Source organism: Ottowia caeni, from assembly GCF_050821495.1.
Classification (GTDB): domain Bacteria; phylum Pseudomonadota; class Gammaproteobacteria; order Burkholderiales; family Burkholderiaceae_C; genus Ottowia; species Ottowia caeni.
Map to the genome: position 1 here is coordinate 2,268,595 of NZ_CP151080.1, position 23,708 is coordinate 2,292,302.

21 protein-coding genes and 3 pseudogenes are annotated in these 23,708 nt (G+C 59.6%); 17 read left to right on the top strand and 7 right to left on the bottom strand.

The annotated features are described in order from the left end of the window. Positions 1-27: 27 nt before the first annotated feature. From AAAK34_RS10995 to AAAK34_RS11020, 6 genes are all read right to left on the bottom strand, one after another. Entirely contained in the window at positions 28-885 is an 858-nt protein-coding gene (locus AAAK34_RS10995; RefSeq protein WP_431777270.1) for an acyl-CoA synthetase, read from the bottom strand. Beyond that, a complete protein-coding gene (locus tag AAAK34_RS11000) occupies positions 882-1,238 on the bottom strand; it encodes a hypothetical protein (RefSeq protein ID WP_231693079.1) in 357 nt (118 codons plus the stop codon). Before AAAK34_RS11000 ends, AAAK34_RS10995 begins: the two co-directional genes overlap by 4 nt. Next, on the bottom strand, positions 1,235-2,614 hold the full coding sequence (locus AAAK34_RS11005) for an AMP-binding protein (RefSeq protein ID WP_231693080.1): 1,380 nt from the start codon (positions 2,612-2,614) through the stop codon (positions 1,235-1,237). Before AAAK34_RS11005 ends, AAAK34_RS11000 begins: the two co-directional genes overlap by 4 nt. A 47-nt stretch (positions 2,615-2,661) precedes the next feature. After that, positions 2,662-2,946, bottom strand: a complete 285-nt coding sequence (locus AAAK34_RS11010) for a phosphopantetheine-binding protein (protein ID WP_231693081.1) — start codon at positions 2,944-2,946, stop codon at positions 2,662-2,664. Between the two features lie 117 nt (positions 2,947-3,063). Next, positions 3,064-4,347: a beta-ketoacyl-[acyl-carrier-protein] synthase family protein gene (locus AAAK34_RS11015; protein WP_231693082.1), complete on the bottom strand. Its 1,284-nt coding sequence runs from the start codon at positions 4,345-4,347 to the stop codon at positions 3,064-3,066. Positions 4,348-4,367: 20 nt separating this feature from the next. Then, on the bottom strand, positions 4,368-4,640 hold the full coding sequence (locus AAAK34_RS11020) for an acyl carrier protein (RefSeq protein ID WP_431777271.1): 273 nt from the start codon (positions 4,638-4,640) through the stop codon (positions 4,368-4,370). Positions 4,641-4,904: 264 nt separating this feature from the next. On the opposite strand from AAAK34_RS11020, the gene rimP reads away from it, so the two are divergent. From rimP to AAAK34_RS11060, 8 genes and pseudogenes are all read left to right on the top strand, one after another. After that, entirely contained in the window at positions 4,905-5,492 is a 588-nt protein-coding gene (gene rimP, locus AAAK34_RS11025; protein ID WP_231693084.1) for a ribosome maturation factor RimP, read from the top strand. Between the two features lie 70 nt (positions 5,493-5,562). Beyond that, complete coding sequence (gene nusA / locus AAAK34_RS11030; RefSeq protein ID WP_231693085.1) at positions 5,563-7,047, top strand: transcription termination factor NusA; 1,485 nt, start codon at positions 5,563-5,565, stop codon at positions 7,045-7,047. Positions 7,048-7,074: 27 nt separating this feature from the next. Next, a pseudogene (locus AAAK34_RS11035) lies at positions 7,075-7,215 on the top strand (translation initiation factor IF-2 N-terminal domain-containing protein); the annotation flags it as partial. Then, positions 7,210-10,149 carry a translation initiation factor IF-2 gene (infB, locus tag AAAK34_RS11040; protein WP_431778018.1) on the top strand — a complete coding sequence of 980 codons (2,940 nt, stop codon included), beginning with the start codon at positions 7,210-7,212 and terminating at the stop codon, positions 10,147-10,149. The pseudogene AAAK34_RS11035 and the gene infB, both read left to right, overlap by 6 nt. A gap of 114 nt (positions 10,150-10,263) precedes the next feature. Next, positions 10,264-10,638 carry a 30S ribosome-binding factor RbfA gene (gene rbfA, locus AAAK34_RS11045; protein ID WP_231693087.1) on the top strand — a complete coding sequence of 125 codons (375 nt, stop codon included), beginning with the start codon at positions 10,264-10,266 and terminating at the stop codon, positions 10,636-10,638. 4 nt (positions 10,639-10,642) lie between these two features. Next, positions 10,643-11,616 (top strand): annotated as a pseudogene (gene truB, locus AAAK34_RS11050) (tRNA pseudouridine(55) synthase TruB). Beyond that, a pseudogene (typA, locus tag AAAK34_RS11055) lies at positions 11,613-13,440 on the top strand (translational GTPase TypA). The pseudogenes truB and typA overlap by 4 nt, the downstream one beginning before the upstream one ends. Positions 13,441-13,455: 15 nt before the next feature. Next, complete coding sequence (locus tag AAAK34_RS11060; protein ID WP_431777272.1) at positions 13,456-14,400, top strand: DMT family transporter; 945 nt, start codon at positions 13,456-13,458, stop codon at positions 14,398-14,400. A gap of 16 nt (positions 14,401-14,416) precedes the next feature. On the opposite strand, the gene AAAK34_RS11065 is transcribed toward AAAK34_RS11060, so the two are convergent. Then, complete coding sequence (locus AAAK34_RS11065) at positions 14,417-15,397, bottom strand: MerR family transcriptional regulator (RefSeq protein WP_231693091.1); 981 nt, start codon at positions 15,395-15,397, stop codon at positions 14,417-14,419. 180 nt (positions 15,398-15,577) lie between these two features. Here AAAK34_RS11065 and AAAK34_RS11070 point away from each other — a divergent pair, with 180 nt between their 5' ends. From AAAK34_RS11070 to AAAK34_RS11110, 9 genes are all read left to right on the top strand, one after another. After that, positions 15,578-16,882 carry an FAD-dependent oxidoreductase gene (locus AAAK34_RS11070; protein ID WP_231693092.1) on the top strand — a complete coding sequence of 435 codons (1,305 nt, stop codon included), beginning with the start codon at positions 15,578-15,580 and terminating at the stop codon, positions 16,880-16,882. Then, on the top strand, positions 16,879-17,703 hold the full coding sequence (locus AAAK34_RS11075; protein WP_231693093.1) for a DUF1365 domain-containing protein: 825 nt from the start codon (positions 16,879-16,881) through the stop codon (positions 17,701-17,703). The genes AAAK34_RS11070 and AAAK34_RS11075 overlap by 4 nt, the downstream gene beginning before the upstream one ends. A gap of 2 nt (positions 17,704-17,705) precedes the next feature. Further along, a complete protein-coding gene (locus AAAK34_RS11080) occupies positions 17,706-18,929 on the top strand; it encodes an SAM-dependent methyltransferase (protein ID WP_231693094.1) in 1,224 nt (407 codons plus the stop codon). A gap of 35 nt (positions 18,930-18,964) precedes the next feature. Beyond that, the gene (locus AAAK34_RS11085; protein WP_231693095.1) at positions 18,965-19,543 is read left to right on the top strand and encodes a chalcone isomerase family protein; all 579 of its coding nucleotides are present in this window, start codon (positions 18,965-18,967) and stop codon (positions 19,541-19,543) included. Beyond that, positions 19,540-20,865 carry an MFS transporter gene (locus AAAK34_RS11090; protein WP_231693096.1) on the top strand — a complete coding sequence of 442 codons (1,326 nt, stop codon included), beginning with the start codon at positions 19,540-19,542 and terminating at the stop codon, positions 20,863-20,865. Before AAAK34_RS11085 ends, AAAK34_RS11090 begins: the two co-directional genes overlap by 4 nt. Beyond that, entirely contained in the window at positions 20,862-21,398 is a 537-nt protein-coding gene (locus AAAK34_RS11095) for a DUF3833 domain-containing protein (RefSeq protein WP_231693097.1), read from the top strand. Before AAAK34_RS11090 ends, AAAK34_RS11095 begins: the two co-directional genes overlap by 4 nt. Before the next feature lie 4 nt (positions 21,399-21,402). After that, positions 21,403-22,185 carry an SDR family NAD(P)-dependent oxidoreductase gene (locus tag AAAK34_RS11100; RefSeq protein WP_231693098.1) on the top strand — a complete coding sequence of 261 codons (783 nt, stop codon included), beginning with the start codon at positions 21,403-21,405 and terminating at the stop codon, positions 22,183-22,185. 148 nt (positions 22,186-22,333) lie between these two features. Next, positions 22,334-22,801 (top strand): nuclear transport factor 2 family protein, encoded by a 468-nt coding sequence (locus tag AAAK34_RS11105; protein WP_231693099.1) that lies wholly within the window; start codon positions 22,334-22,336, stop codon positions 22,799-22,801. 201 nt (positions 22,802-23,002) lie between these two features. Next, positions 23,003-23,692 (top strand): glutathione S-transferase, encoded by a 690-nt coding sequence (locus AAAK34_RS11110; protein ID WP_231693100.1) that lies wholly within the window; start codon positions 23,003-23,005, stop codon positions 23,690-23,692. Positions 23,693-23,708 lie beyond the last annotated feature (16 nt).

Below are 23,708 nucleotides of genomic sequence, written 5' to 3' on the forward strand. Positions count from 1 at the left end.
AAATTGAACCAGTTCCAGGGTGCGTGCCTACAGTGAGTCTGCAGCAGGTCGACAAATTTGTCCTGCGCGGTCAAGATGGCAGCCTCCCGATCGGGGGGCAACCTCGGCGAAATCGAGAATGGGCTCGAAATGGAGGTGGTAGCGGTTGCTCCCAAGGTAGACGCCCGCCATGAAAACCACTGGCGCGCGCAACATGGCGGCCAGCCGAAAAGGGCCCAGCGGGAAAGTGGCCGGTTCGCCAAGAAACGGCACCATGCGGGTGTTGTTGCCGTCGAGCGTTCGGTCTGCCAAAATGCCCACGCAGCCGCCAGCATTCAAATGCTCTCTAACGTGCAGCACCGATTCAGGCCGACCGAGCGCAATCACGCTATCCGTGAGTGCGGGGTTAATGGCCGACAACGCAGCCGTAACCATGCGCGCGTTGTCCGGATACATGAGCATCTTGGCGTCAATTCCGTGGCGCTCGCCAAGTACTCGCAACGCTTCGAAGCTGCCAAAGTGCCCGCCCATGAGCACCATGCCCCTGCCTTGAGAGCGTAGGGCTGCAATATGCTCCTCACCTGAGATTCGAGCGTTGAACAGATCGAAGCGACCCCGTAGCCAGTAGACACGGTCATGCACGACCGACGCGAACGTCAGCACGTGCCTGAATCCGTCAGGCAGTCGAGCGTTACGCCCGAGGGCGCGTCCCAAGTAGGCCTTGCTGGCACGCTTGGCAGTGGGTGCGAACACCACGAAATACGCCGCGATCAGGTAGAGCACAAGCCGGCTTGCGCGGCGCCCCAAGGTCAGCGAGAGCCACGTCATGAGGCGCAACACGGGCATGGAACTGCGCTCCCGACGTGCTGCCCAAGAAGTGGCCTGGTCGTTCTGTGCCTGCTTCATTGCTGGAAATCTACGCCGGCGAGAACGACAGAGCCGGAGGCGATCAGGCGCATGGTTTGGGAGCCGGAATCGATTGGGTTCAGAGCCAGAATCACAAACTTGGTCGTGACCGGCCCCGCCAGAGTTCTGGATTCAAGCGCGGTGCCGGGCAGGGCGGTTCCCTGGAAGCGGGCTTCCCGGATTTCCTTCACCGCCAAGCCTCTCGTGTCCTGAAGGTTCGCGATCAGCCAGCTGAGTAACAGCGCGCCCGGCACGACCGGCAGGCCAGGAAAATGCCCCGCAAAAACCTGGTGGTTTGCAGGAATTTCCCAATGACCGAGAGTCGGCCAAGATTGCCAGTTATCCGGCTTCATGGACGCGATCCGGAAGGCGAGGCACGATGCGCAGCATAAAGCTCAAGAAGGTCTGAGCGCACCAGCTTGCCAGTGGCGTTGCGCGGCAAGCTGTCTACAAGGAGTAGCGGCCGCGGAAGGAAGACCGGGTCTAGGCGCGCTCGAAGCTCATCCAGCAATTCTTCGCCACTTAGGCCGGGCGCCACTACCAATGCGGCCAAACGCTGAACGTAAGAAGTTTCAGGCCTTGGGCCCGCGCCGCTAGGCTGCTCGTCATGCTGCAGGAAGCAGCCATCCACAACGCCAGGAATTGCCTGAAGTTGAGCGTTGAGATGGGCGATTGATGTTCGCTTGCCCACAATATTGACCATGTCCGCATGGCGACCCAACAGCACAAACGTATCGGAGCCTTGGGTTTCAATGTGGTCAGTCAGCAGCACCCGTCCTTCGACATGGCCTCCGTGTACCCAGGCACCCGCCTCGTCGGTACTCATCTGAACCCCAGGCAACAACCGCCATTCAGGGTTTTTCGCGGGTCTCCGGCTGGCGACCTGCCCGCTTTCAGTGCAGCCGTATATTTCGAGCAATGGGGCGGAAAAACCGGTCTCGGCACGTTGGGCCAGTGGTAGGGCGAGCGGTGCCGTGGCGCTGAGTACCATGTCACATGGTGGCAACGCCAACCCGGAGTCCATCAGGGTGGAAAGGTGGAACGGTGTGGTCACCAGCATCCGCGGACGCGGCACGGCTGTGAGCGCTTCGGCAATGTCAGCGGGGTAAAAAGGCTTATGGTGCCAGAGGCTGGCTCCACCTTGGAGCGCCAGCAAAACGCTGGATTCAAAGCCATACATGTGTTGTGCCGGCACCGTGGCCACGATCGCCACGCCGCACGTTCCCAGGCGTTCCGCCTCAGAAGCGCCATTCAGGCATAGGCGACCCCAAGTCTTGAGGTGTGCCGTGGGTTCGCCCGTTGAACCTGATGTGAAAACGATGGCTGCCACGTGCTCTGCGTCGATCAAAGGTGCAGGCTCACCGCGTGGGTCAGAGGAGGGGGCAACGTCGATTCTCAATGCCGGTAAATCTTCTGCCTGGTCTCGTCCGTCATGCAGGCATATCAAGCCTGGGTATCTTGCCTTTAGCTGTGCGATCGTGTGTGGCGCGAAGCTGGAGGGCATGAGCGTCGTCTTGCCTGCCAGCGCGGCGGCTGCAAAGCCGACCATGAAAAGATATCGGTCCTGGCAAGTGTTGATGACATAGGGCGCTTTGCCTGCTTGTGGCGCTTGTTGCAACTTCTTTGCCAGATCGAGAGCGTGCCGGTGAAACTGTCCGGCAGTGATGACTTCGCCGCGTTGATGCGCGATGACATCTCCGATCTGATGGTTGCTGAGGGGGTACTGCATTTTTTCAGCGATTGGAGAGGGGCGCGGCTTGGCCGCGCCTGCGTCCCTCACTTGGTGCGATGCGTGGCGATGTGCTGAGTCAGGTTGCGCAGCGAAGCGTAAATCGCGGCTTTTCCTTCGTCATCTGCACGAAGCTGAAAGCCGTATTGCTTCGAGACCGCCAGTGCAACCTCAAGAATGTCGATCGAATCAAGTCCCAGGCCGTCTCCGTAAAGCGGCGCATCGGGGTCGATTTCTGAGGGCTTCATTTCCAGGTTCAAAGCGGCAACCATCAGTTGCGCTACTTCGGGGATCAGGTCGGACGCATCGATCGAAGAAGTGGATGTTGACATAAGGGACAGGTGAAATCAGGAGAAAATTATCGCCGACCTTGTTTCCGGGCTTGTGGCCCGGCTCTTGACGGGAATCGTGACGAAAATTGCGACGGGGCTGGTAGCGGACCTGTAGGGTTACTGCGCTGCCTTGAAAGCCAGCACCGCATTGCTGCCGCCAAAAGCAAACGAATTCGAGAGGGCAGCGCGCACCTTGGATCCACGCAGCGCCACGTCGCGCACATGGGCAACGCCGGCGCAACTGGCATCCACTTCATCAAGGTGGGCGGTGGGAGGGATTGTGTCGTAGTGCAGGGCCAATACAGTCAGTAACGCTTCGACGGCGCCTGTAGCGCCCATGAGGTGGCCGTGGGCAGATTTTGTGGCGCTTACTGCCATCTGCTCTGCATGAGGGCCGAAAACGGCGCGCAAGGCGCTTATCTCGATCGGGTCGCCCTCCCGTGTAGCCGTGCCATGGGCATTCACATAGCCAATTTCTGCAGGCAACAGACAAGCTTCTTTCAGGGCCATTTGAATGGCTGCCACCTGTCCCGCCTGGTCGGGGCGAACCAGATGGACATGGTCGGCATTTGCGCCGTATCCAGCGATCTCGGCGTAGATCCGGGCATTCCGTGCCACCGCGTGATCCCAGTCTTCCAGAATCAGGGCGGCCGCGCCTTCGCCTAGCACCAAGCCTCCGCGCGCAGGGTGAAACGGTTTGCAGGCGGTGGAAGCGCTGGCTTCATCACCTGGGGCAAGCACCTTCAGTGCTTCCCATGCACGCACCACGGCGTATGCCAAGGTGGCGTCGGAGCCGCCAGCCACCATGACCTTGGCTCCTCCGCGTCGGATATGGCGAAAGGCCTCTCCTATGGCGGCAGCGGCAGAGGCGCAGGCAACACTGTAGGTTAGAGAGCTGTTACCCAGTCCGAGCTGGATGGAGATGTGGGCCGCAGCGGCGTTGTTCATACCCAGAACCACAGACATGGGTGCGACCCGTTCCCGTCCGTGCTGCCAAAAATCCCGGTAACCGCGCTCAAAGGCCATCAACCCGCCCAGGGCAGTTCCCCACGCCACGCCACTTTCAGAGGCACTACCCGCGACCCGGGTAGATGAGGCGTCAGATCGAACAAATCCTGCATCTTCCCAGGCATCGAAAGCTGCGGCGACGCCTAACTGAGCGAAGCGCTCCATCATGCCTGTCAGGGACTTTCCCAGTCGTTCCGCAGGGCGGAACCCGGCGCAGCGCACAGCGGGAATTGAAACCGGCCGCGGAATATCCTCTGTGGTGTAGAGTGACACTGCCGATTTGCCGGCTGCGATTCGATGAAAAAAATCGCTTGCCGAGTTGACTGTGATCGAATTTTCCCCGTCAAACGGATTGACGATGCCGAGTCCGGTGACTGCTACTCTGCCTTGCATGCTGAATGCTTTTGACCGACTTAATGGGTGGAAGGTGGGGGCGACACTGCAGTCCCGCGGCCTTCACCCTGAACTACGCCCCCGATATGGGCGTCTATAAGGGCAATCAATTCGCCCACGGTGGCCGGCAGGCTGTCGGCTGAGGGTATATTCAACTCGGTGTTCGCTCGATCCTCAAACTCAAACAGCATTTCTGCAAACATCAGTGAGTCGACGCCCAGATCGGCCAGTTTGGCCTCCGGCACCACTTTATCTCCCGCAATCTCCAGCCGCTCGGCCAAGAATTCCCTCATGAGCCCCAATGTATCCACTTGTTTAGCACCTTACGGTGTATTCATATACTGATCGGGCCTGATGATATGCGAAGCGCGTCAGGCGCTGGAGATGCCTCCTTAAGACAAGTATCCCAAAGAGGGTCGATTCCATGATAGAATTTAACAAATTCACGACCAAATGGGCGGGTTGCAACCGCCCATTTTTTTTGGTCTATACGTTTTGAGGCCTTCTTTTTGGGCCTTTTTTGGGTTTTTTAAGGCTAAGGTGGAAATTTGACCAGCGTGTCGCTGCAGCAAACAATCGAAGATACCGTCCGTGGGCTCGGTTTGGAATTGGTGGAAACCGAGCGTTCCGCCGGTGGGTTGCTGCGCGTCACCATTGATCTGCCCTGGAAGTCCGGCGACCCCACAGACCGTTTGCTCAACATTGAAGACTGTGAGCGTGTAACGCGTCAGTTGCAGTACGTGCTGGAGGTCGAAGGGGTTGACTATAAGCGTCTGGAAGTGTCGTCGCCCGGCATCGATCGACTATTGAGGAATGAGCTCGATTTTGAGCGTTTTCAGGGCGAGATCGTTGACATCACGCTCAAGGCGCCCATAGGGGTGGCTGCGGCGGCAGGTCAAGTCAATGCCAATCGCAAGAAATTTCGCGGCACATTGCAGCGGGCAGAGCCGGCGGGCTGGCAGATCGTCTGGACCGATGAGGTTGCGGTCAAGCCGGGGCAGCGTGTCAGCGCCAAGCGAGCGCCGCCCCCGGCACATGTCATGGCATTCGCGCTGGATGAATTGCAAAGCGCTCGTTTGGCGCCTATGGTGGATTTCAAGGGGCGTCGGCATTCGGTGCCCGATGTCTCGGAACAAAAAAATTGATGGCCTTCAGGCTGTCGTGCCGTGCCTCCTATGTGGGCGAGGTGGGATTTGATATGGAGTTTTCTGAATCATGAATCGCGAACTGTTGATGCTGGTGGAGGCCATTTCGCGCGAGAAGAACGTCGAGCGCGACGTGGTGTTTGGTGCCGTCGAGGCGGCGCTGGCGCAGGCCGCCAAAAAGCTTTACGAAGGTGAGGTTGACATTCGCGTGGCGATTGATCGCGACACGGGTGAATACGAGACTTTCCGTCGTTGGCATGTCGTGCCCGATGAGGCGGGTCTCCAGTTGCCCGAGCAAGAGATCCTCCTGTTTGAAGCCAAGGAACAGATTCCGGACATTGAGGTTGACGAGCACATCGAAGAGCCCGTGGAATCCGTTCCCATCGGACGCATTGGTGCTATGGCGGCCAAGCAGGTCATTCTGCAGAAAATTCGAGACGCCGAGCGCGAAACCCTGCTCAACGACTTCATGTCGCGTGGCGAGAAGATCTTCGTCGGCACAGTCAAGCGCATGGACAAGGGCGACATCCTGGTCGAGTCTGGCCGAGTGGAAGGGCGTTTGCGCCGTGGCGAGATGATCCCCAAGGAAAACCTGCGCAATGGCGATCGAGTCCGAGCCATGATCATGGAGGTCGATCTGACCTTGCGCGGCGCGCCGATCCTGCTTTCGCGCTCCGCGCCAGAGTTCATGATCGAGCTGTTCCGCAATGAAGTGCCTGAGATCGAGCAGGGGTTGCTAGAGATCAAGAGCTGCGCCCGTGACCCTGGTAGCCGTGCCAAGATTGCCGTACTCAGTCACGACAAGCGGGTCGACCCCATCGGTACCTGCGTAGGTGTGCGTGGTACGCGCGTCAATGCCGTCACCAACGAGCTTGCAGGCGAGCGCGTGGATATTGTGTTGTGGTCCGAAGATCCAGCGCAATTCGTCATCGGAGCGCTGGCTCCGGCAAACGTGCAATCCATCGTCGTGGACGAAGAAAAGCACGCCATGGATGTCGTGGTTGACGAGGAAAACCTCGCGATCGCCATTGGTCGCGGCGGGCAAAACGTGCGCCTTGCGTCTGATCTTACCGGCTGGAAGATCAACATCATGGATGCCGCCGAGTCCGCCCAGAAGCAGGAGGCTGAAACAGGATCCACTCGCCAGTTGTTCATGGAAAAGCTTGATGTCGACCAGGAGATTGCCGACATCCTGATCGAAGAGGGTTTTACCAACCTGGAAGAAGTGGCCTACGTCCCTATCCAGGAGATGCTCGATATCGAGAGCCTGGACGAAGATACAGTCAACGAGTTGCGCGCCCGGGCCAAGGATGCTTTGCTCACCATGGAAATTGCCCGCGAAGAGCAGGTGGATGCCGTGTCGCAAGATTTGCGCGACCTTGAGGGTCTGACGCCTGAACTCATCGCGAAGCTCGCCGAAGCCGGCGTCCAGAACCGAGACGACTTGGCTGATTTGGCCATTGATGAATTGACTGCCATTACTGGGCAGTCGGAAGATGAAGCACGCGCACTCATTTTGAAGGCGCGCGAGCACTGGTTTGCAGACCAAGAGTAATGGTCATGGAGACACGCACCGCATATGATGAACACCACTGTTGCCGAGTTCGCGAATGAACTCAAGAAATCGACTGATACTCTGCTAGAGCAATTGCAGGCTGCCGGCGTGACCAAGTCGTCCGCGTCTGACTCCTTGACCGATGGCGACAAGCAAAAGCTTTTGAACTATCTGCAAACCAGTCACGGCACCCATTCGGCCGAGCGTAAGAAAATCACGCTGACGAAAAAATCGACCAGCGAGATCAAGCAGGCCGACGCCACCGGAAAGGCCCGCACCATTCAGGTCGAAGTGCGCAAGAAGCGCACCTTCATCAAGCGAGACGATGAGCCGGTCGCTTTGACTGCGGCTTCGCTCGCTGAAGAAATTCCCGAGCCGGCACCTGCCCTTGAGCCCGCGCCAGTTTCGGCGCCAGCCCCCGTCCCTGAGCCTACTCCAGAGCCGCCTCCGCCGCCTGCACCGGCTCCCGAGCCGGCACCAGTGCCCGCGCCTGAACCTGAACCTCTGCCAGAACCCGAGCCTGAGCCTGCTTCGGCACCCGCCGTTGCTCCAGTAGTTTCAATTGCATCTGTCATTGGCGACGCTGAGCTGACTCGCCGTGAAGCGGAAGCCAAGCGTCACTCAGAATTGTTGCGTCGGCAGGAACAAGACTTCGCAGAAAAGCGTCGCCTTCGTGAAGAGCAAGAACGCGCCCGTCAGAATGCGGCGCGCGCCCAGGAGCAAGCCGCAGCGCCTGCGCCCGAGTCTTCCATTTCATCCGAGTCCAAACCGGCCGTTGTGGCCGCTCAGCCCCCTAAAGAGGAACCCCTGGTGACGCCTGTCGAGGTCGAACCCCAAGCAGCAACCATCAAGGCGGAAGCGCCGAAGGTCAAGCCGCCCGTCGCGCTTGCTGCTCCCGTAACTGCCAAGTCCAGCGCCGAAGATGACGCTGCGCGCATCAAGGATCAGGAAGCTCGCCGTCGCAAGGCGCTGGCCGAAGCTGAAGCGATTCGCAACATGATGAACGCGCCTCGCCGCGTGCTTGTGGCCAAGAGGCCAGAAGAGCCGAAGAAGGCCGAGGAAGCCAAGGCTGCTGGTGCCAGGGGTACCCTGCACAAGCCGGCTGGCGTGGCAGGCAAGACCGCTGCTGCACCGTCAGCGACGCCCGCTCCAGGCAACAAAGAGGTCAAATCGGCGAAGCTCTCTTCCAGTTGGGCGGGCGACCCCGCCAAGAAGAAGGGCATTCCCACTCGAGGCGACAGTTCAGGCGGCGTTGGGCGCAATAACTGGCGCGGCGGCCCGCGTGGGCGCCGCGGCGAACGTGATCGTCCCGATTCGCATATGCAGGCGGCGCCTGCAGAGCAGCGCATCATTGAAGTCCACGTGCCCGAGACCATCACGGTTGCTGAGCTGGCGCACAAGATGTCTATCAAGGCGTCCGAAGTCATCAAGCAGTTGATGAAGCTGGGTCAGATGGTCACCATCAACCAGCCGCTCGATCAGGACACTGCCATGATCCTCGTCGAGGAGCTGGGTCACAAGGCAGTCATTGCCGCCCTGGACGATCCTGAGGCGTTCACCGAGGAAGAGGTGCAGGCGCAAGCCGCCGACCTGCTGCCACGTGCTCCAGTGGTTACTGTCATGGGTCACGTTGATCACGGCAAGACCTCTCTGCTGGACTACATTCGCCGGGCCAAAGTGGCATCTGGCGAAGCAGGCGGCATCACGCAGCACATTGGCGCGTATCACGTCGATACGCCGCGCGGCGTCGTGTCTTTCCTCGATACTCCCGGTCACGAGGCGTTTACAGCCATGCGAGCCCGCGGAGCGCAAGCGACCGATATCGTTATCCTGGTTGTGGCAGCAGACGATGGTGTCATGCCCCAGACCAAGGAAGCCATCAAGCACGCCAAGGCCGCTGGTGTTCCGATCGTGGTCGCCATCAACAAGATGGATAAGCCCGAGGCGAACCCAGATCGTGTCAAGGCTGAGCTGGTGGCCGAGGAAGTCGTGCCAGAAGAGTTTGGTGGAGACTCGCCATTTGTGCCGGTATCCGCCAAAACCGGCCTGGGCGTGGACGATCTGCTGGAGCAAGTGCTTCTGCAGGCGGAAGTCCTTGAGCTTAAAGCGCCTATCGAGGCCGCAGCCAAAGGCTTGGTCATCGAAGCGCGCCTTGACAAGGGCCGCGGCCCAGTGGCCACCATTCTTGTGCAATCGGGCACGTTGCGCACCGGAGACGTTGTGCTGGCCGGCCAAACCTCAGGCCGTGTCCGCGCCATGCTCGACGAGAACGGCAAGTCCGTCAAGGAAGCTGGTCCCTCGATTCCTGTTGAGATCCAGGGTCTGACGGAAGTGCCGCAAGCCGGCGACGATTTCATGGTCATGGCAGACGAACGCCGCGCCCGGGAAATCGCCACTTACCGCGCTGGCAAGTTCCGCAATACCAAGCTGGCCAAGCAGCAAGCTGCGAAGCTCGAGAACATGTTTGCCGACATGGCCTCCGGCGAAGTCAAGCACCTGCCGATCATTATCAAGGCAGACGTGCAAGGCTCGCAGGAAGCTCTGGCGCAGTCTTTGCTCAAGCTTTCCACCGAAGAGGTGAAAGTGCAAATGGTGTATGCGGGTGTAGGCGGTATCAGCGAGTCTGACGTCAACCTGGCAATTGCATCAAAGGCTTTGGTGATCGGTTTCAACGTGCGAGCCGATGTGGGTGCGCGCAAGTTGGCCGAAGGCAACGATGTCGATATTCGCTACTACAGCATCATCTACGACGCCGTCGACGAGCTCAAGGCAGCCATGTCCGGTATGCTGGCGCCCGAGCAGAAGGAAGAAGTCATCGGCATGGCGCAGATCCGTACCGTGTTCGTGGCTTCCAAGATCGGTACCGTGGCCGGCTGTATGGTCACCAGCGGTGTGGTACGGCGCGACGCGCGCTTCCGCCTGCTCCGCGACAACGTCATCATCTACACGGGTGAGCTTGACTCGCTCAAACGTCTCAAGGATGACGTGCGCGAGGTCAAGGAAGGCTTTGAGTGCGGTATCAAGCTCAAGAACTACAACGACATCAGGGAAGGCGATCAGCTGGAGATTTTCGAGATCAAGGAGATCGCGCGTACGCTGTAACCCATCGACGAAGCCCTCGCCGCGTTCGCGGCCGGGTTATGTTCCGCGCTGGCACGGGTTGGCGCGGAGCCCCGCACCAGGGCATTCGCTTTCGATCGCGAACGTGCACACCTCATGCCACGAAAAAGCACCACACCCAATCGCAGCTTCAAAGTTGCTGACCAGATCCAGCGCGATCTGGCGGAGCTGATCGCGCGCGAACTCAAAGATCCACGCGTAGGAATGGTGACCTTGAACGCCGTCGAGGTTACGCCGGACTATGCACACGCAAAGGTCTATTTCAGCCTGCTCACTGGCGACCCGGCCGAAACCACCGAAGGCTTGAACGCCGCTGCGGGTTTCTTGCGGAGCGGGCTTTTCAAGCGCCTGCACATTCACACGGTGCCGACCTTGCACTTCGTTTTTGACCGCACCACCGAACGTGCCGCGGATATGAATGCCTTGATCGCCAAGGCCATTTCATCGCGCGCGAAGGACTCCGAAGAGTAAGCCTATGAATGCGCCGCGCACGAGGGTCGTCCGGCGCCCCGTGCACGGGGTGCTGCTGCTTGACAAGCCGTTGGGTCTGTCGAGTAATCAAGCTTTGCAGAAGGCAAAATGGTTGCTGCGCGCCGAGAAAGCGGGCCACACGGGTACCCTGGATCCGCTGGCCACTGGCGTCCTTCCATTGTGCTTTGGCGCAGCCACCAAGTTTAGTCAGCTCCATCTGGATGCCGACAAGACTTACGAAGCCACGATCCAATTGGGTATTACTACCACGACTGCTGACGCCGAAGGTGAGGTAACCGCCACACGTCCGGTTCCGCCGCTTTCCGGGGCCCAACTGGAGGCTGTGCGTCAACGCTTTCTGGGAGAAATCACCCAAATTCCTCCGATGCACAGCGCCCTCAAGAAGGACGGCAAGGCCTTATATGAGTACGCCAGGCAGGGCATCGAAGTGGAGCGCACACCGCGTCAGGTTCGGATCCATGAACTTCAAGTAGAGTACAGTGAAGGCGCTCCGGAGACCCTCAAGATCCGGGTCTGTTGCAGCAAGGGCACTTACATTCGCACCTTGGGGCAGGACATCGGAGATGCGCTTGAATGTGGTGGCCACCTTACCGCGTTGCGGCGCGTGGCGACTGGCCCTTTCGAGGCCTCGCAGTGCGTCACGCTCGAGGCGCTGGAGTCCATGCCCGAGGCCGAGCGCCTGAGCTGTTTGCTACCCCCGCAAGCCTTGCTTCCCGATCATGTTTCTGTCACGCTAGATAGCGAAGATGCAGGACGTTTTTGAGTGGCATGCGTCGCCGGGGTGCTTGGCCAGACAGAGAACAAGTGGCCGTTTTTGGCGCGTCGCCCCATGCTTTGCTTGGCTCCGCGCACATCAAGGCCGGAGAGCTAATTCCGGTGCGACTGCTGAGCCCGATTGAAATCCAGCAGATCCTGGCCTCACCTTCGCGGGGCCAACAACACAAAGTCATTGTATGAGTAAACAAATCCGCAATATTGCCATCATCGCCCACGTCGACCACGGTAAAACCACCATGGTCGACCAACTGCTGCGCCAGTCGGGCACCTTTGCCGAACACGAGAAGGTGGTCGACACCGTGATGGATAACAATGCCATCGAACGCGAACGCGGTATCACCATTCTGGCCAAAAACTGTGCCGTGTCCTGGAAGGGCACCCACATCAATATTGTCGACACCCCCGGCCACGCCGACTTTGGTGGTGAAGTGGAGCGTGCGCTCTCCATGGTCGATGGCGTGGTGTTGCTGATCGACGCGCAGGAAGGCCCCATGCCTCAGACCCGCTTCGTGACCAAGAAAGCCTTGGCGCTGGGCCTCAAGCCAATCGTGGTCGTGAACAAGGTCGACAAGCCTGGAGCGCGTCCGGATTATGTGATCAATGCCGCGTTTGAGTTATTCGACAAGCTCGGTGCCAACGACGAACAGCTTGATTTTCCAGTGGTCTATGCCTCGGGCATTAACGGCTGGTCTTCGCTTGAAGAAGGCGAGCAGGGCGAGCAATGGGGTCCAGACATGTCCCCCTTGTTCGAGACCATCTTGAGGCATGTGCCCGCCCATGAGGGTGACCCTGCTGCACCGCTGCAGCTTCAGATTTCGGCGCTTGATTTCTCCACCTTCGTCGGTCGCATTGGCGTTGGTCGTGTCAGTGCCGGCACAGTCAAGCCCGGCATGGATGTGCTGGTAGCAGAGGGCACAGATGGGAAGTCATTCAAAGGCCGTATCAACCAGGTGCTTACCTTCCAAGGCCTCGATCGGGTGCAGGTAACCGAAGCAGGTCCGGGGGAGATTGTGCTCATTAACGGTATTGCGGACATCGGTATCGGCGTCACGATCACCGATCTGCAGAATCCGCGGCCACTGCCCATGCTGCATGTGGACGAGCCCACGCTCACCATGAATTTCTGCGTAAATACCAGTCCATTGGCTGGCCGTGAAGGTAAATTCGTTACCAGCCGCCAGATCTGGGACAGGCTGCAGAAAGAACTCCAAAGCAACGTGGCTCTGCGCGTGCGGGAGACCAGCGAAGACGGCATATTTGAAGTGTCTGGGCGGGGCGAACTGCACCTGACCATTTTGCTGGAAGAAATGCGTCGCGAAGGCTATGAGCTGGCCGTGAGCAAGCCACGCGTGGTGTTCCGTGATATCGATGGCGTTCGACACGAACCCATCGAACTGGTCACAGCCGACATTGAGGAAGCGCACCAGGGCGGCGTGATGCAGGCACTCGGCGAGCGCCGCGGCGACTTGGTGAACATGGAGCCGGACGGCCGCGGCCGTGTGCGCCTGGAGTACCGTATTCCTGCGCGCGGGCTGATCGGTTTTTCCAATGAATTCCTGAACCTGACACGTGGCAGCGGCTTGATCAGCAACATTTTCGACGGTTACGAGCCGCACTAGGGGTGACATTGGCGGCCGCAAGAACGGCGTGCTGATCAGCATGGACGATGGTGAGATTTTCACCTACGCGCTGGGCAAACTGGACGACCGCGGACGCATGTTCGTGCGCCCGAACGATCCTGTTTATGAGGGCATGATTGTCGGTATCCACAGCCGGGACAACGACCTCGTGGTGAACGCCACCCGCACCAAGCAGCTCACCAACTTCCGCGTCAGTGGCAAGGAAGATGCCATCAAGATCACGCCGCCCATCCAGCTCACGTTGGAGTATGGCGTTGAGTTTATTGAAGACGACGAGTTGGTGGAAATCACACCCAAGAGTATCCGCTTGCGCAAGCGTCACCTCAAGGAGCACGATCGCAAGCGGGCCAGCCGCGAAGCCTGATCTCCGCTAATCTGAATGACCACACCCGTGCAAGCAACCCCGCCGGGTTGGAGTCATGCTCGCGCGGCCTGGACCATGGTCGCAGTCACACTGATGTGGTCGATTGCTGGCGTCGTGACGCGCCAACTCACTGGGGCGCAAGGCTTTGAGGTAACCTTCTGGCGCAGTTTTTCCACTGCGCTGGCCTTGCTGGTCATTTTGCCCGCCTGGCAAGGTCCACGCTGGTTTCGCGCGGTCCACTGGACGAACAAGGCACTCCTGCTTTCCGGCGTATGCTGGGCATTGATGTTCACTGCCTTCATGCTGGCGCTCACGCTGACCAGCGTGGGCAACGTTCTGGTCACCATGGCGGTGGGACCGCTCCTGACTGCGCTGTTGGCACGACTGGCAATAGGCCACCGACTGCCTGTGCGCACCGGTTGGGCAGTCGCGGTGGCAGGCGCTGGCATTGCCTACATGTTTGTTCGGCAGTTCAATGCAGAGGGTGCGCTTGCTGGCATGCTGGTGGCTCTGGGTGTGCCGATTGGCGGCGCCATCAATTGGACGATTGTTCAGCGCAGCCAGGCCCATGGCGAACGCGTGGACATGGTGCCTGCCGTGCTGGTGGGGGCCCTCATTTCCACGCTGGCCACGCTCCCGCTGGCCTTACCGTTCGCGGCCACCCCGGCGGACCTCGGTTGGCTCGCCTTGCTGGGCTCCGTTCAACTGGCGATCCCGTGCACGCTGTGTGTATTGTGCGCGCGCGTGCTGAAGGCGCCGGAGGTCTCGCTGCTGGCCCTGCTTGAAGTTATTTTCGGGATTCTGTGGGCATGGCTCGGTGCAGGCGAGACTCCTGGCAACGAGGTACTGATTGGCGGGTTCCTGGTGGTCGGAGCGCTCGTGGTGAACGAGTTGCTCGGCTGGCGGAGTCGTCAAGCAGCACCCCGCATACAGACGCTTGAGCCGAACATCGGGGATTGACCGCTCTGGAGCCAGTTCAGGGCGTCGGGTACGAAAGCCTCGTGCTGCTCCACCGGGTCACAAGGGGAGAAAGGGCAGATAGGGGCTGCACGGCTGTAATTCCGTCAATCGGCTTTTGGTAGAGCGCCGCGCAGGAGCCACCGACCCACAAATCAACTCTTTGAGGCAATTGGGCTCTCAACTCACGTAAGCTCGCCACTACGACCGGACCGGATTGCACAGATGAAAAACTCAGTGCGACCACATCTGCGTGGTGGGCTTGTGCAGCCTGCACGATGTCTCCCAGCGGAGTCTGCGTGCCAAGCGACACGCAATTGCACCCCTCGAGCGCCAACAGAGCCTCCACCATGAGTAGGCCAAGCCCGTGAAGCTCCTGCGGAACGGTGGTCAGCAGCACTTTGGGGCGGGGAAATGCAGTGGAGGCGGAGAAGGGTGGCAGTGAGCTAATGGCCTGGCGCAGCACGCCGGTAATGACTTCGGTGAAGATGTGTTCCTCGAATACCTCGAAACGTCCCCGGGCCCAAGCATCGCCTACAGCCGAGGTCAGCGGCGACGCCAGTTCGGTGACAAACGGGGCGAGTCCCATGCGCATTTGCGCACTGTGCAGCGCGTGTCGCAGTGCTTGCGGGTTGTGCGCAGCAATGATGGCGAGTAGTGGTTCCAGATCGACAGGCTGCAGGCCAGTGTCAGGATCTGTCCTGGACGAGTCTTTACGCTGAGTCGGCCCTTGTTGCTCAAGCAGATGCTGCAACTCGCTACTGCCTAGCCCGACGACCTTGCCCGGTCGTAGCCCCGCGTCCAGTAGCCGGCGAATGAGTTGCAGTCGCTGAACCTGGTCTGCGGGGTAGAGTCGGTCTCCGTTGAGATCGCGCAGCGGCTGTGGAAAGCCGTAACGCTTCTCCCATACACGCAAGGTGTCCTTGGCCAGGCCGGTCTCGCGTTCCACGGCGGCAATAGGCAGACCTGCTTCAGCAGTAATTGGGGTGTTGGCATTCATGCAGCAGCTTCCGGACGCAGGCGTGAGAAAAATAATACCTTCAATGGTATTGCTGTTTTGTCGCAGACAAATTCGATATTTTTTCTAATTGTCTTAGACAAAAGTAAATTTGTCTAGTACATTAGCGACTCAGTTGTCCAAACGGAAGGTACCAGAGGGGTGCCGCAGACGGGAGTCGCTATGAAAGTTGCTGTTATCGGTTCGGGGGTTTCGGGGCTTGCCGCTGCGCACAGGCTGCGCGACCACGCTCAGGTCAGCCTTTTTGAGGCGGGGGATTACTTTGGAGGTCACACGCATACGGTAGATGTGAGCTTGCCTGATGCCAGCGGCGAGACGGTGACCTATGGTGTGGACACCGGGTTCCTCGTTTTCAATGAGCGCACCTATCCTGGGCTGATTGCTCTGTTCGACGAGTTGAGAGTGCCGACAGTACGCTCCGACATGTCGTTTTCCGTACAGGTGCCTGGTGCTGGACTACTTGGCGCCGGAGCCCTGGAGTGGAGTGGCGCCAATCTGGACACGGTGTTTGCTCAGCGAAGCAATCTGTTGCGTCCGCGCTTCTGGAGTATGTTGCGCGAGGTTTTGCGCTTCAACCAGCTATGCACCTCGCTGGCTGCATCTGGTGAAGAGGTGGCCCTAAGCCAGCCCTTGAGCGAATTTCTGGTTCGGCACGGTTTTAGCGAGGCGTTTCGGGACTGGTACTTCCTTCCCATGCTGGGGTGCATCTGGAGTTGTCCTACGGATCAGATGCTGCAGTTTCCTGTGGCCACCATGATCCGCTTTTGCCACAACCATGGGTTGATCCAGGTGAACGACCGTCCGCAGTGGCATACGGTGGCGGGTGGCGCTCGCCAGTATGTTCAAAAGCTGATCAAGGGGCTTGATGCACGGCTCAACACGCCTGTGCAGAAAATCGTGCGCGATGCGGCGGGTGTCCAGGTGCACACAGCCGGGCGAAGTGAACGTTTTGACGCTTTGGTGCTGGCCGTGCACAGTGACCAGGCTTTGCGGTTGCTGGCGCAACCTTCGGCGCAAGAATCCCGGGTTTTGGGGGCCATTCGCTACCAGCCGAACCGTGCTGTGCTGCACACAGACGCGAGCGTCATGCCGCGCCGCCGCAGCGCCTGGGCTGCCTGGAATTACGAGCGAGCTGCCAGCAGTGAGCGAGAGTCAGCGCGCGTATGCCTTCACTACTGGCTGAACCGCCTGCAGCCTTTGCCTTTCAACCAGCCGGTGATGGTCTCCCTGAACCCGGTGAGCCCAATAGAGCCGAACCATGTGCTCGCCGAATTTGATTACGACCACCCCGTGTTCGATTTGGAGGCCATTTCAGCTCAAACGCAGGTTCCGCAGTTGCAGGGTGCGCAGCACACATGGTACTGTGGCGCCTGGACAGGCTACGGCTTCCACGAAGATGGGCTGCAGTCTGGCTATCGTGCCGCCGAGCTGTTGCTGGGGCAGTATCTTCGACGGGAGGCTGCATGAACGCACCTGCTGCAAATCTTGCGGCGAGGGACCATGTTCCACTGATTGGCTTTGGCCATGTATGGCACACCCGGCTGCGCCCTCGCAGGCATCGCTTCATTGTGCCCACATTTTTCCTGATGTTGCCCATGCGCAGAATGCGTGCGCAGCCTGAGGCAGCGGGCGTTCTGGCCTTGAATAGGTGGGGCGCGCTGGCGTTTCGCGATGCCGACCACGGTGACGGGCGCGGCCCAGAACGCGACGGCGCCTTGGCTTGGCTGGAGGCACTGCTTCAGAGCGAAGGCATTGACGACGCTCAAGGGGAAATATGGCTGCACTGCTATCCCCGCGTCATGGGCTATAGCTTCAAGCCAGTGAGCTTCTGGTATTGCCACCGAGTGGATGGCACCCTGCGCGCCATCGTAGCGGAGGTCAACAACACGTTCGGAGAGCGACACGCCTACTTGCTGGACACCCCTGAGTATGGCCGGGAACTGCGTGCAAAAAAGGTCTTTCACGTGTCGCCTTTTTGCCCCGTGGAGGGCGGATACCGCTTTGAGTTCCGGCGCACTGGCGCCCAGGGCTTGCAGTCTACAAGGGTACGAATCGACTTTGATGACGCGCAAGGCCCTTTGTTGCTGACTGGTGTCGGCGGCCGGTTGCAGCCGCTGGATGCCGCCAGCCGGCGGATTGCCCTGTGGCACTACCCGCTCATGACTATGGGTGTGATCGCCCGGATCCATTGGCACGCACTGCTGCTTTGGCTGAAACGCGCGCCATTTCACTCCAAACCCGAGCCGCCTGCACGGCCAGTTACCCGTTCCTCTTCGCCGAGTCTATGAACATGTACACGAGCACTGCTTCTCCGTCTGCTCTCAATTTGTCCGCCGAGATGCCATCGGCGGCCCGTCACGGCCTGCGTCTGTTGGAGCGCTTGCGCCACGGCACGCTGGATCTGGAATTGCCCGATGGTCGAACCTTACAGCTCGGCCAGGGTCAACACCAACGCGCCAGCCTGCGTCTGCACAACTGGAATGTTTTTGGTGCCGTGATGCGGTCGGGAGACATCGGTCTGGCGGAAGCTTACATCGCGAAAGACTGGAGCACACCGCATCTGGCCGATCTTCTCGGGCTTTTCATGAAGAACCGCGATGAGCTTGAATCGCTGGTTTACGGGTCTTGGTGGGGACGATTCGCCTACAGATTGCGACATCTGCTCAACCGCAATACCCGTGAAGGCAGCCGGCGCAACATACACGCCCACTACGACCTGGGCAACGCGTTTTACAAGCTCTGGCTGGACCCGAGCATGAATTACTCTTCAGCCTGGTTTCAGGGCAATCTGGCGGGCGATCTCACCGAGGCTCAAGATGCCAAGGTACGCCGCGCGCTGAGCAGCGCGGGTGTACAGCCCGGTAGCAGGCTTCTGGAAATCGGCTGTGGCTGGGGCGCTCTGGCTGAAATGGCTGCTGGCGAATTCGACGCGCACGTCACTGGCGTGACCCTGTCTACAGAGCAACTCGCCTGGGGCCAGGCTCGCATGCAGGCAGGCGGTCTGGAGTCTCGGTCCGATCTGCGCTTGCAGGATTACCGCGACATCAATGACGAGCCATTCGATGCTATCTGTTCCATAGAGATGGTCGAAGCTGTGGGACAGCCCTATTGGCCGAGTTATTTCAACACGCTGGGACGCTTGTTGAAGCCGGGCGGGCGAGCTTGCGTGCAGAGCATCGTCATAGACGATGCTTTGTTTGACCGCTATGTCAAGGGAACGGACTTTATTCAGCAATACGTGTTCCCAGGCGGTTGCCTGCCCAGCCCGTCTCGGTTCCGCGACGAAGCGCAGAGGGCAGGCTTGCATGTGGTCGAAGAGTTTGCCTTTGGTGCCGACTACGCCGAGACCCTGCGCCGATGGCACCTGCAATTCGAGCAGATGCGGGCACAAGTGATGGAGCAGGGTTTCGATGCTGACTTCATGCGCACATGGGAGTTTTATCTAGCCTACTGCGAAGCCGCCTTCGACGCCGGAAGCATCGACGTCGTTCAGTACACACTGGTGAAAGCCTAGAGGTTTGAAGCATGTCTTTAATGAGAGTCTCCTCCATGAAGCGCTGGGCCTTGGGTTGCTCGCTTGCAGTGGCAACTGCTCTTGCCGGAGCCAATTCGCCAGAAGCAGGGGCGTCTTCTGGAGTCAGTGCACCTTCACAGGTGGTGCGCCAGTCTTTGGCGGGCGCGATGCTGGCAGGGGAGGGGCAGATGCGTTTCCTCGGACTGCGCATCTACGATGCGCGGCTTTGGGTCACGCCACGCTTTGAGGCGCAAGCCTTTGGTGCTCACCCCCTGGCGCTGGAATTGACCTATCACCGGGCTTTTACCGGGGCAGCCATTGCCCAGCGCTCTATGGAGGAAATAAAGCGCCAGAGTCCCTTGGCCCCCGCGCAGGCCGAACGTTGGCAGCAGCGCCTGACCGAGCTGTTGCCAGACGTGCAGCAGGGAGACCGCCTCACCGGCGTTTACCAGCCGGGCCAAGGCATGCGCCTTTGGCGCGGCAGCCAGGAGTTGGGCGCCATAGACGATGCTGAGCTTGGTCGTTTGTTCTTCGGGATCTGGCTTTCGCCGCGAACTTCTGAGCCCGGCTTGCGCAGCGCCCTTTTGGCGCGCAGTCCGGTAGGTACCCCGTGAAGGCGGTTTCGCCGCCGGTAGCGCAACTGCGCTCATGGCGTTCAGGTCTGGCGTACGGCTTGCTGGGCTTGCCGCTGGCTTTCGTGGCACTGCCTCTTTACGTGGTATTGCCGCACCATTACGCCACATCGCTGGGCGTGCCTTTGGCGAGTGTTGGAGCTCTGTTGATGCTGGTGCGCCTGTTGGATGCGGCGGCGGAGCCGCTGCTGGGGCGCTTCAGTGATCGCCTGTATCAAGGTTCAGTGCGTGTTGTGTTGTGGGTAGCCGGTGGTTCAGCTCTCGTGCAGTTGCTGGGGCTGGCTGGTCTTTTCTTTCCTGCTGTTGAAGGGCAATGGGCACTCGGGGTGTGGATGGTCGTGGGCTTACTCTTCACCAGCCTGTCCCATAGTCAACTGGTCATTGCGCATCAGGCCTGGGGGGTACGGCTGGGTGGGGATGCCGTGCAGCGTAGTCGCATAGTCGCGTGGCGCGAAGCTCCGGGCCTGATTGGCGTGGTTATGGCCAGTGCGCTTTCGGTCGCACTTGGAGCTGCGCCTATGCTTGCGGCGTTTGCGATGACGCTTGTTCTGGGTTGGGGCGCGTTGTGGTTTGCGCCGCGACCCGCTTCCGGAGCAGACAAGGCGGGTGTGGCTGTGCACGTCAGTCTTGCGCGCGCGCCATGGGCTTTGATCTGGCGCCCCCTGGCTCAGCCAAGCTTTCGTCGCTTGCTTGCCGTGTTCTTGTGCAATGGCATTGCCAGTGCCATTCCTGCCGCTTTGATGCTGTTCTTTGCTCAGGATCGACTGCTTGCCACGCAGCCGCAGATTGCCATGTTCCTGGTGCTTTATTTTGTAAGCGGTGCCTTATCTATGCCGGCCTGGATTCGCGCAGTGCGTTCTTGGGGACTCGAGCGGGCTTGGCTTGGCGGCATGCTGCTGGCCGTAGCCTGCTTTGGCTGGACGGCAGGTCTTGAGAGCGGGCAAGTGGCAGCCTTTGCGCTGATCTGCGTACTTTCTGGCGTGGCACTGGGTGCCGATCTCGCCGTGCCCGGCGCCCTGCTGGCCCGCCTGGTGGAGAGCCACGGAGAGCAGGGTCGCAGTGAAGGCGCGTATCTTGGCTGGTGGAACCTTGCGACCAAGTTGAACCTTGCACTGGCCGCAGGCGCGGCCCTGCCTCTGCTGCAGTGGGGCGGCTATTCGCCCGGCACGCAAGATGCCGAGGCGCTTCAACGTTTGGCATGGGCGTACGCGCTTCTGCCGTGCGTGCTCAAGTTGATGGCAGCAGGCTTGCTCTATCAACTGCTGGTTCGAAAGACACCTCAATTCAAAGGAGCAACCTCATGACTACTCGCCGCCGCACTCTTGTGGCGCTTTTGGCCGGCACTGCCGCTCTCGCGGGCTGCGCCAGTCCGCAGGTGACCCAGTACGCCCAGGAGCGTCCTGTGTTGGAGCTGGACCGCTATTTCAACGGGCGCGTTCGTGCGCACGGAATATTCCAGAAGCGTGGTGGAGAGGTGGTGCGCCGCTTCACCGTCCTCATGGACTGCCGCTGGGAAGGTAATCAGGGCGTGCTCGATGAAGTCTTCAGCTATTCCGATGGCACCACACAGCGCCGGATCTGGCGCTTGACCAAGCACGAAAATGGGCGCTACACCGGCCGTGCCGACGACGTGGTCGGCGAAGCCCAGGGACAAACTTCCGGTAACGCCTTCCGATGGAACTACACGCTCCTTCTGCCGGTCGACGGCAAGGAATATGAGGTTCAGTTTGACGATTGGATGTTCCTGATAGATGACCGGGTCATGCTCAACCGTGCGCGCATGAGCAAGTTTGGAGTTTCGTTGGGCGAAGTGCTTCTGTCGTTCACCAAGGAATAAGACGGTGACCCTAAACCCTGCAATGACAGACTGGCAAGGCAAGCGTGTATGGCTGGTGGGTGCTTCCAGCGGCATTGGTCGTGCTCTGGCCGAGCAATTGCACGCCAGGGGTGCCCATGTGGTCATATCCGCGCGTCAACAGGGGCTGCTGGAGGAGTTCGCCAATGCCCACCCCGGCAGCCAGGCGGTGGCCCTTGACGTGACCGACCCTCAAGCCGTGCAGACGGTGGCCCAGGGCCTTCTGGCCGAGGGGCCGCTGGATCTGGTTTGCTACTGTGCAGGCTATTACAAGCCGATGCGGGCCGATGCGCTTGACCTACCGGAGCTTCTGCGCCACCAGCAGGTCAACGTCACTGGCGCTCTGTATGTCCTGTCTGCCGTGATGCCGGCTATGCTGGAATCTGCGCGTGCCGGACGCACGCCGCACCTGAGCCTGATGGCCAGCGTGGCAGGCTGGCGCGGCTTACCGCAAAGTCTGGCCTACGGCCCCACCAAGGCGGCCCTTATCAACCTCGCCGAAACGCTGTATCTGGACCTGCATGCGCATGGCGTGGGGGTGAGTGTAGTGAACCCAGGGTTTGTCGACACGCCCTTGACCAAGCAAAACGAGTTCTCCATGCCCGCGCTGCTTACCCCGCAGCAAGCCGCTGTCGCCATACTTCGCGGGTGGGGTCGGGGCGATTTTGAACTGCACTTTCCGCGCCGCTTCACACTCTGGCTCAAGCTATTGCGCGTTCTGCCTTACCGCATCTACTTTGCGCTGGTCCGCCGTATGACTGGGCTTTAAGGTTACATGGACATTTGCATGTTTCATCACCATAGCCACCATCCCAATGAAACCCCCTCGCCCTCTGGGAGAGGGTTGGGGTGAGGGCACGACGGCGTGTCATGAATCACGGAGCTATCAATAGCTCCAATCTCTCGGTGTGACGAATATGTCCCTTCAATCTCCTGCTGAGTCTCTCGCTACCCATACTGCCGCAGAACGTCTGGTATTTTTCTACGAGAACCTCACTCCCGCAAACCTGCACTTGATCGGAGACTGCTACGCCCCTGATGCGCGTTTCAAGGACCCCTTCAACGAGGTGCGCGGCGTTGCTGCCATTTCGCAGATTTTTTCGCACATGTTCGTCAACCTGGATCAGCCGCGGTTCAAGGTGACCGAGCGCCTGATGCAGGGCCGGCAAGCCTTCCTTGCCTGGGAGTTTCACTTTCGCATGAAGCGCTGGCGCTCAGGAGTTGACCAATGCATTCACGGCGGGAGTCTGCTGCGCTTTGACGAGCAGGGCCGCGTAGACTTTCATCGCGACTACTGGGACACTGCAGAGGAGCTGTACGAAAAATTACCGGTGCTTGGTTCCCTCATACGCTGGCTCCGGAAGTCCGGCTCTGCGGCAACTTAGCAATGCCATCGCTAACCCAAACGGCACTTACTCAAGGCAAATGCGATTCAATCAACCCTGCTACTGTAGGAGCGGCTTTAGCCGCGAAACGCCTGCCCCACAAACATCGCCATTTACCGCGCTGGGACCCCTCGCGGCTAAACGCTCCTACAGGAAATACCCATTCTTAATGCCCGTTCGCGGCCTTGGTAAGTGCCATTTATGCTAACCCTTCACCATCTTGAGACTTCCCGCTCGCAACGCGTCCTCTGGCTGCTTGAGGAGCTGGGTGTACCTTACGAGATTCGACTCTATAAGCGGGACCCCGCCACCAGGCTGGCGCCACCCGAGTTGCGACGTGTACACCCCTTGGGTAAATCGCCGGTGATCACAGACACTGACATCGTGGTCGCAGAGTCGGGAGCCATCATCGAGTACCTGGCAGAGTGTTACGGCGACCGTGCTTCAGAAGATCTGTCACACCTGGAGCCAGCTCGCGGCACAGCTGAACATCGGCAGTGCAGGTTCTGGATGCACTACGCGGAGGGCTCACTCATGAACTGGCTGGTCATGAAGCTGGTGTTTGACACCATCCCACGTCAACCCATGCCATTCTTTGTGCGGCCAATCGCCCGAGCGCTCTGCTCCAAGGTTCAAGAAAAATTGATCGCTCCCAACGTGAAAACTGCCCTGGCCTTCATGGAAGATCATCTGAAGAATAAGCGTTGGTTTGCAGGCGATCACCTCACGATGGCAGATTTTCAAATGAGTTTTGCAGTGGAGGCGGCCTTGGCACGGGGAGGAAACGCAAATGCTTATCCTCATTTGAGTGCCTACTACCAGCGTATGCAGGCCCGACCAGCCTATCAGCGTGCCCTGGAAAAGGGTGGGCCAGTTATCATGCAGTCTTGAAGCAGCGAACCCAATA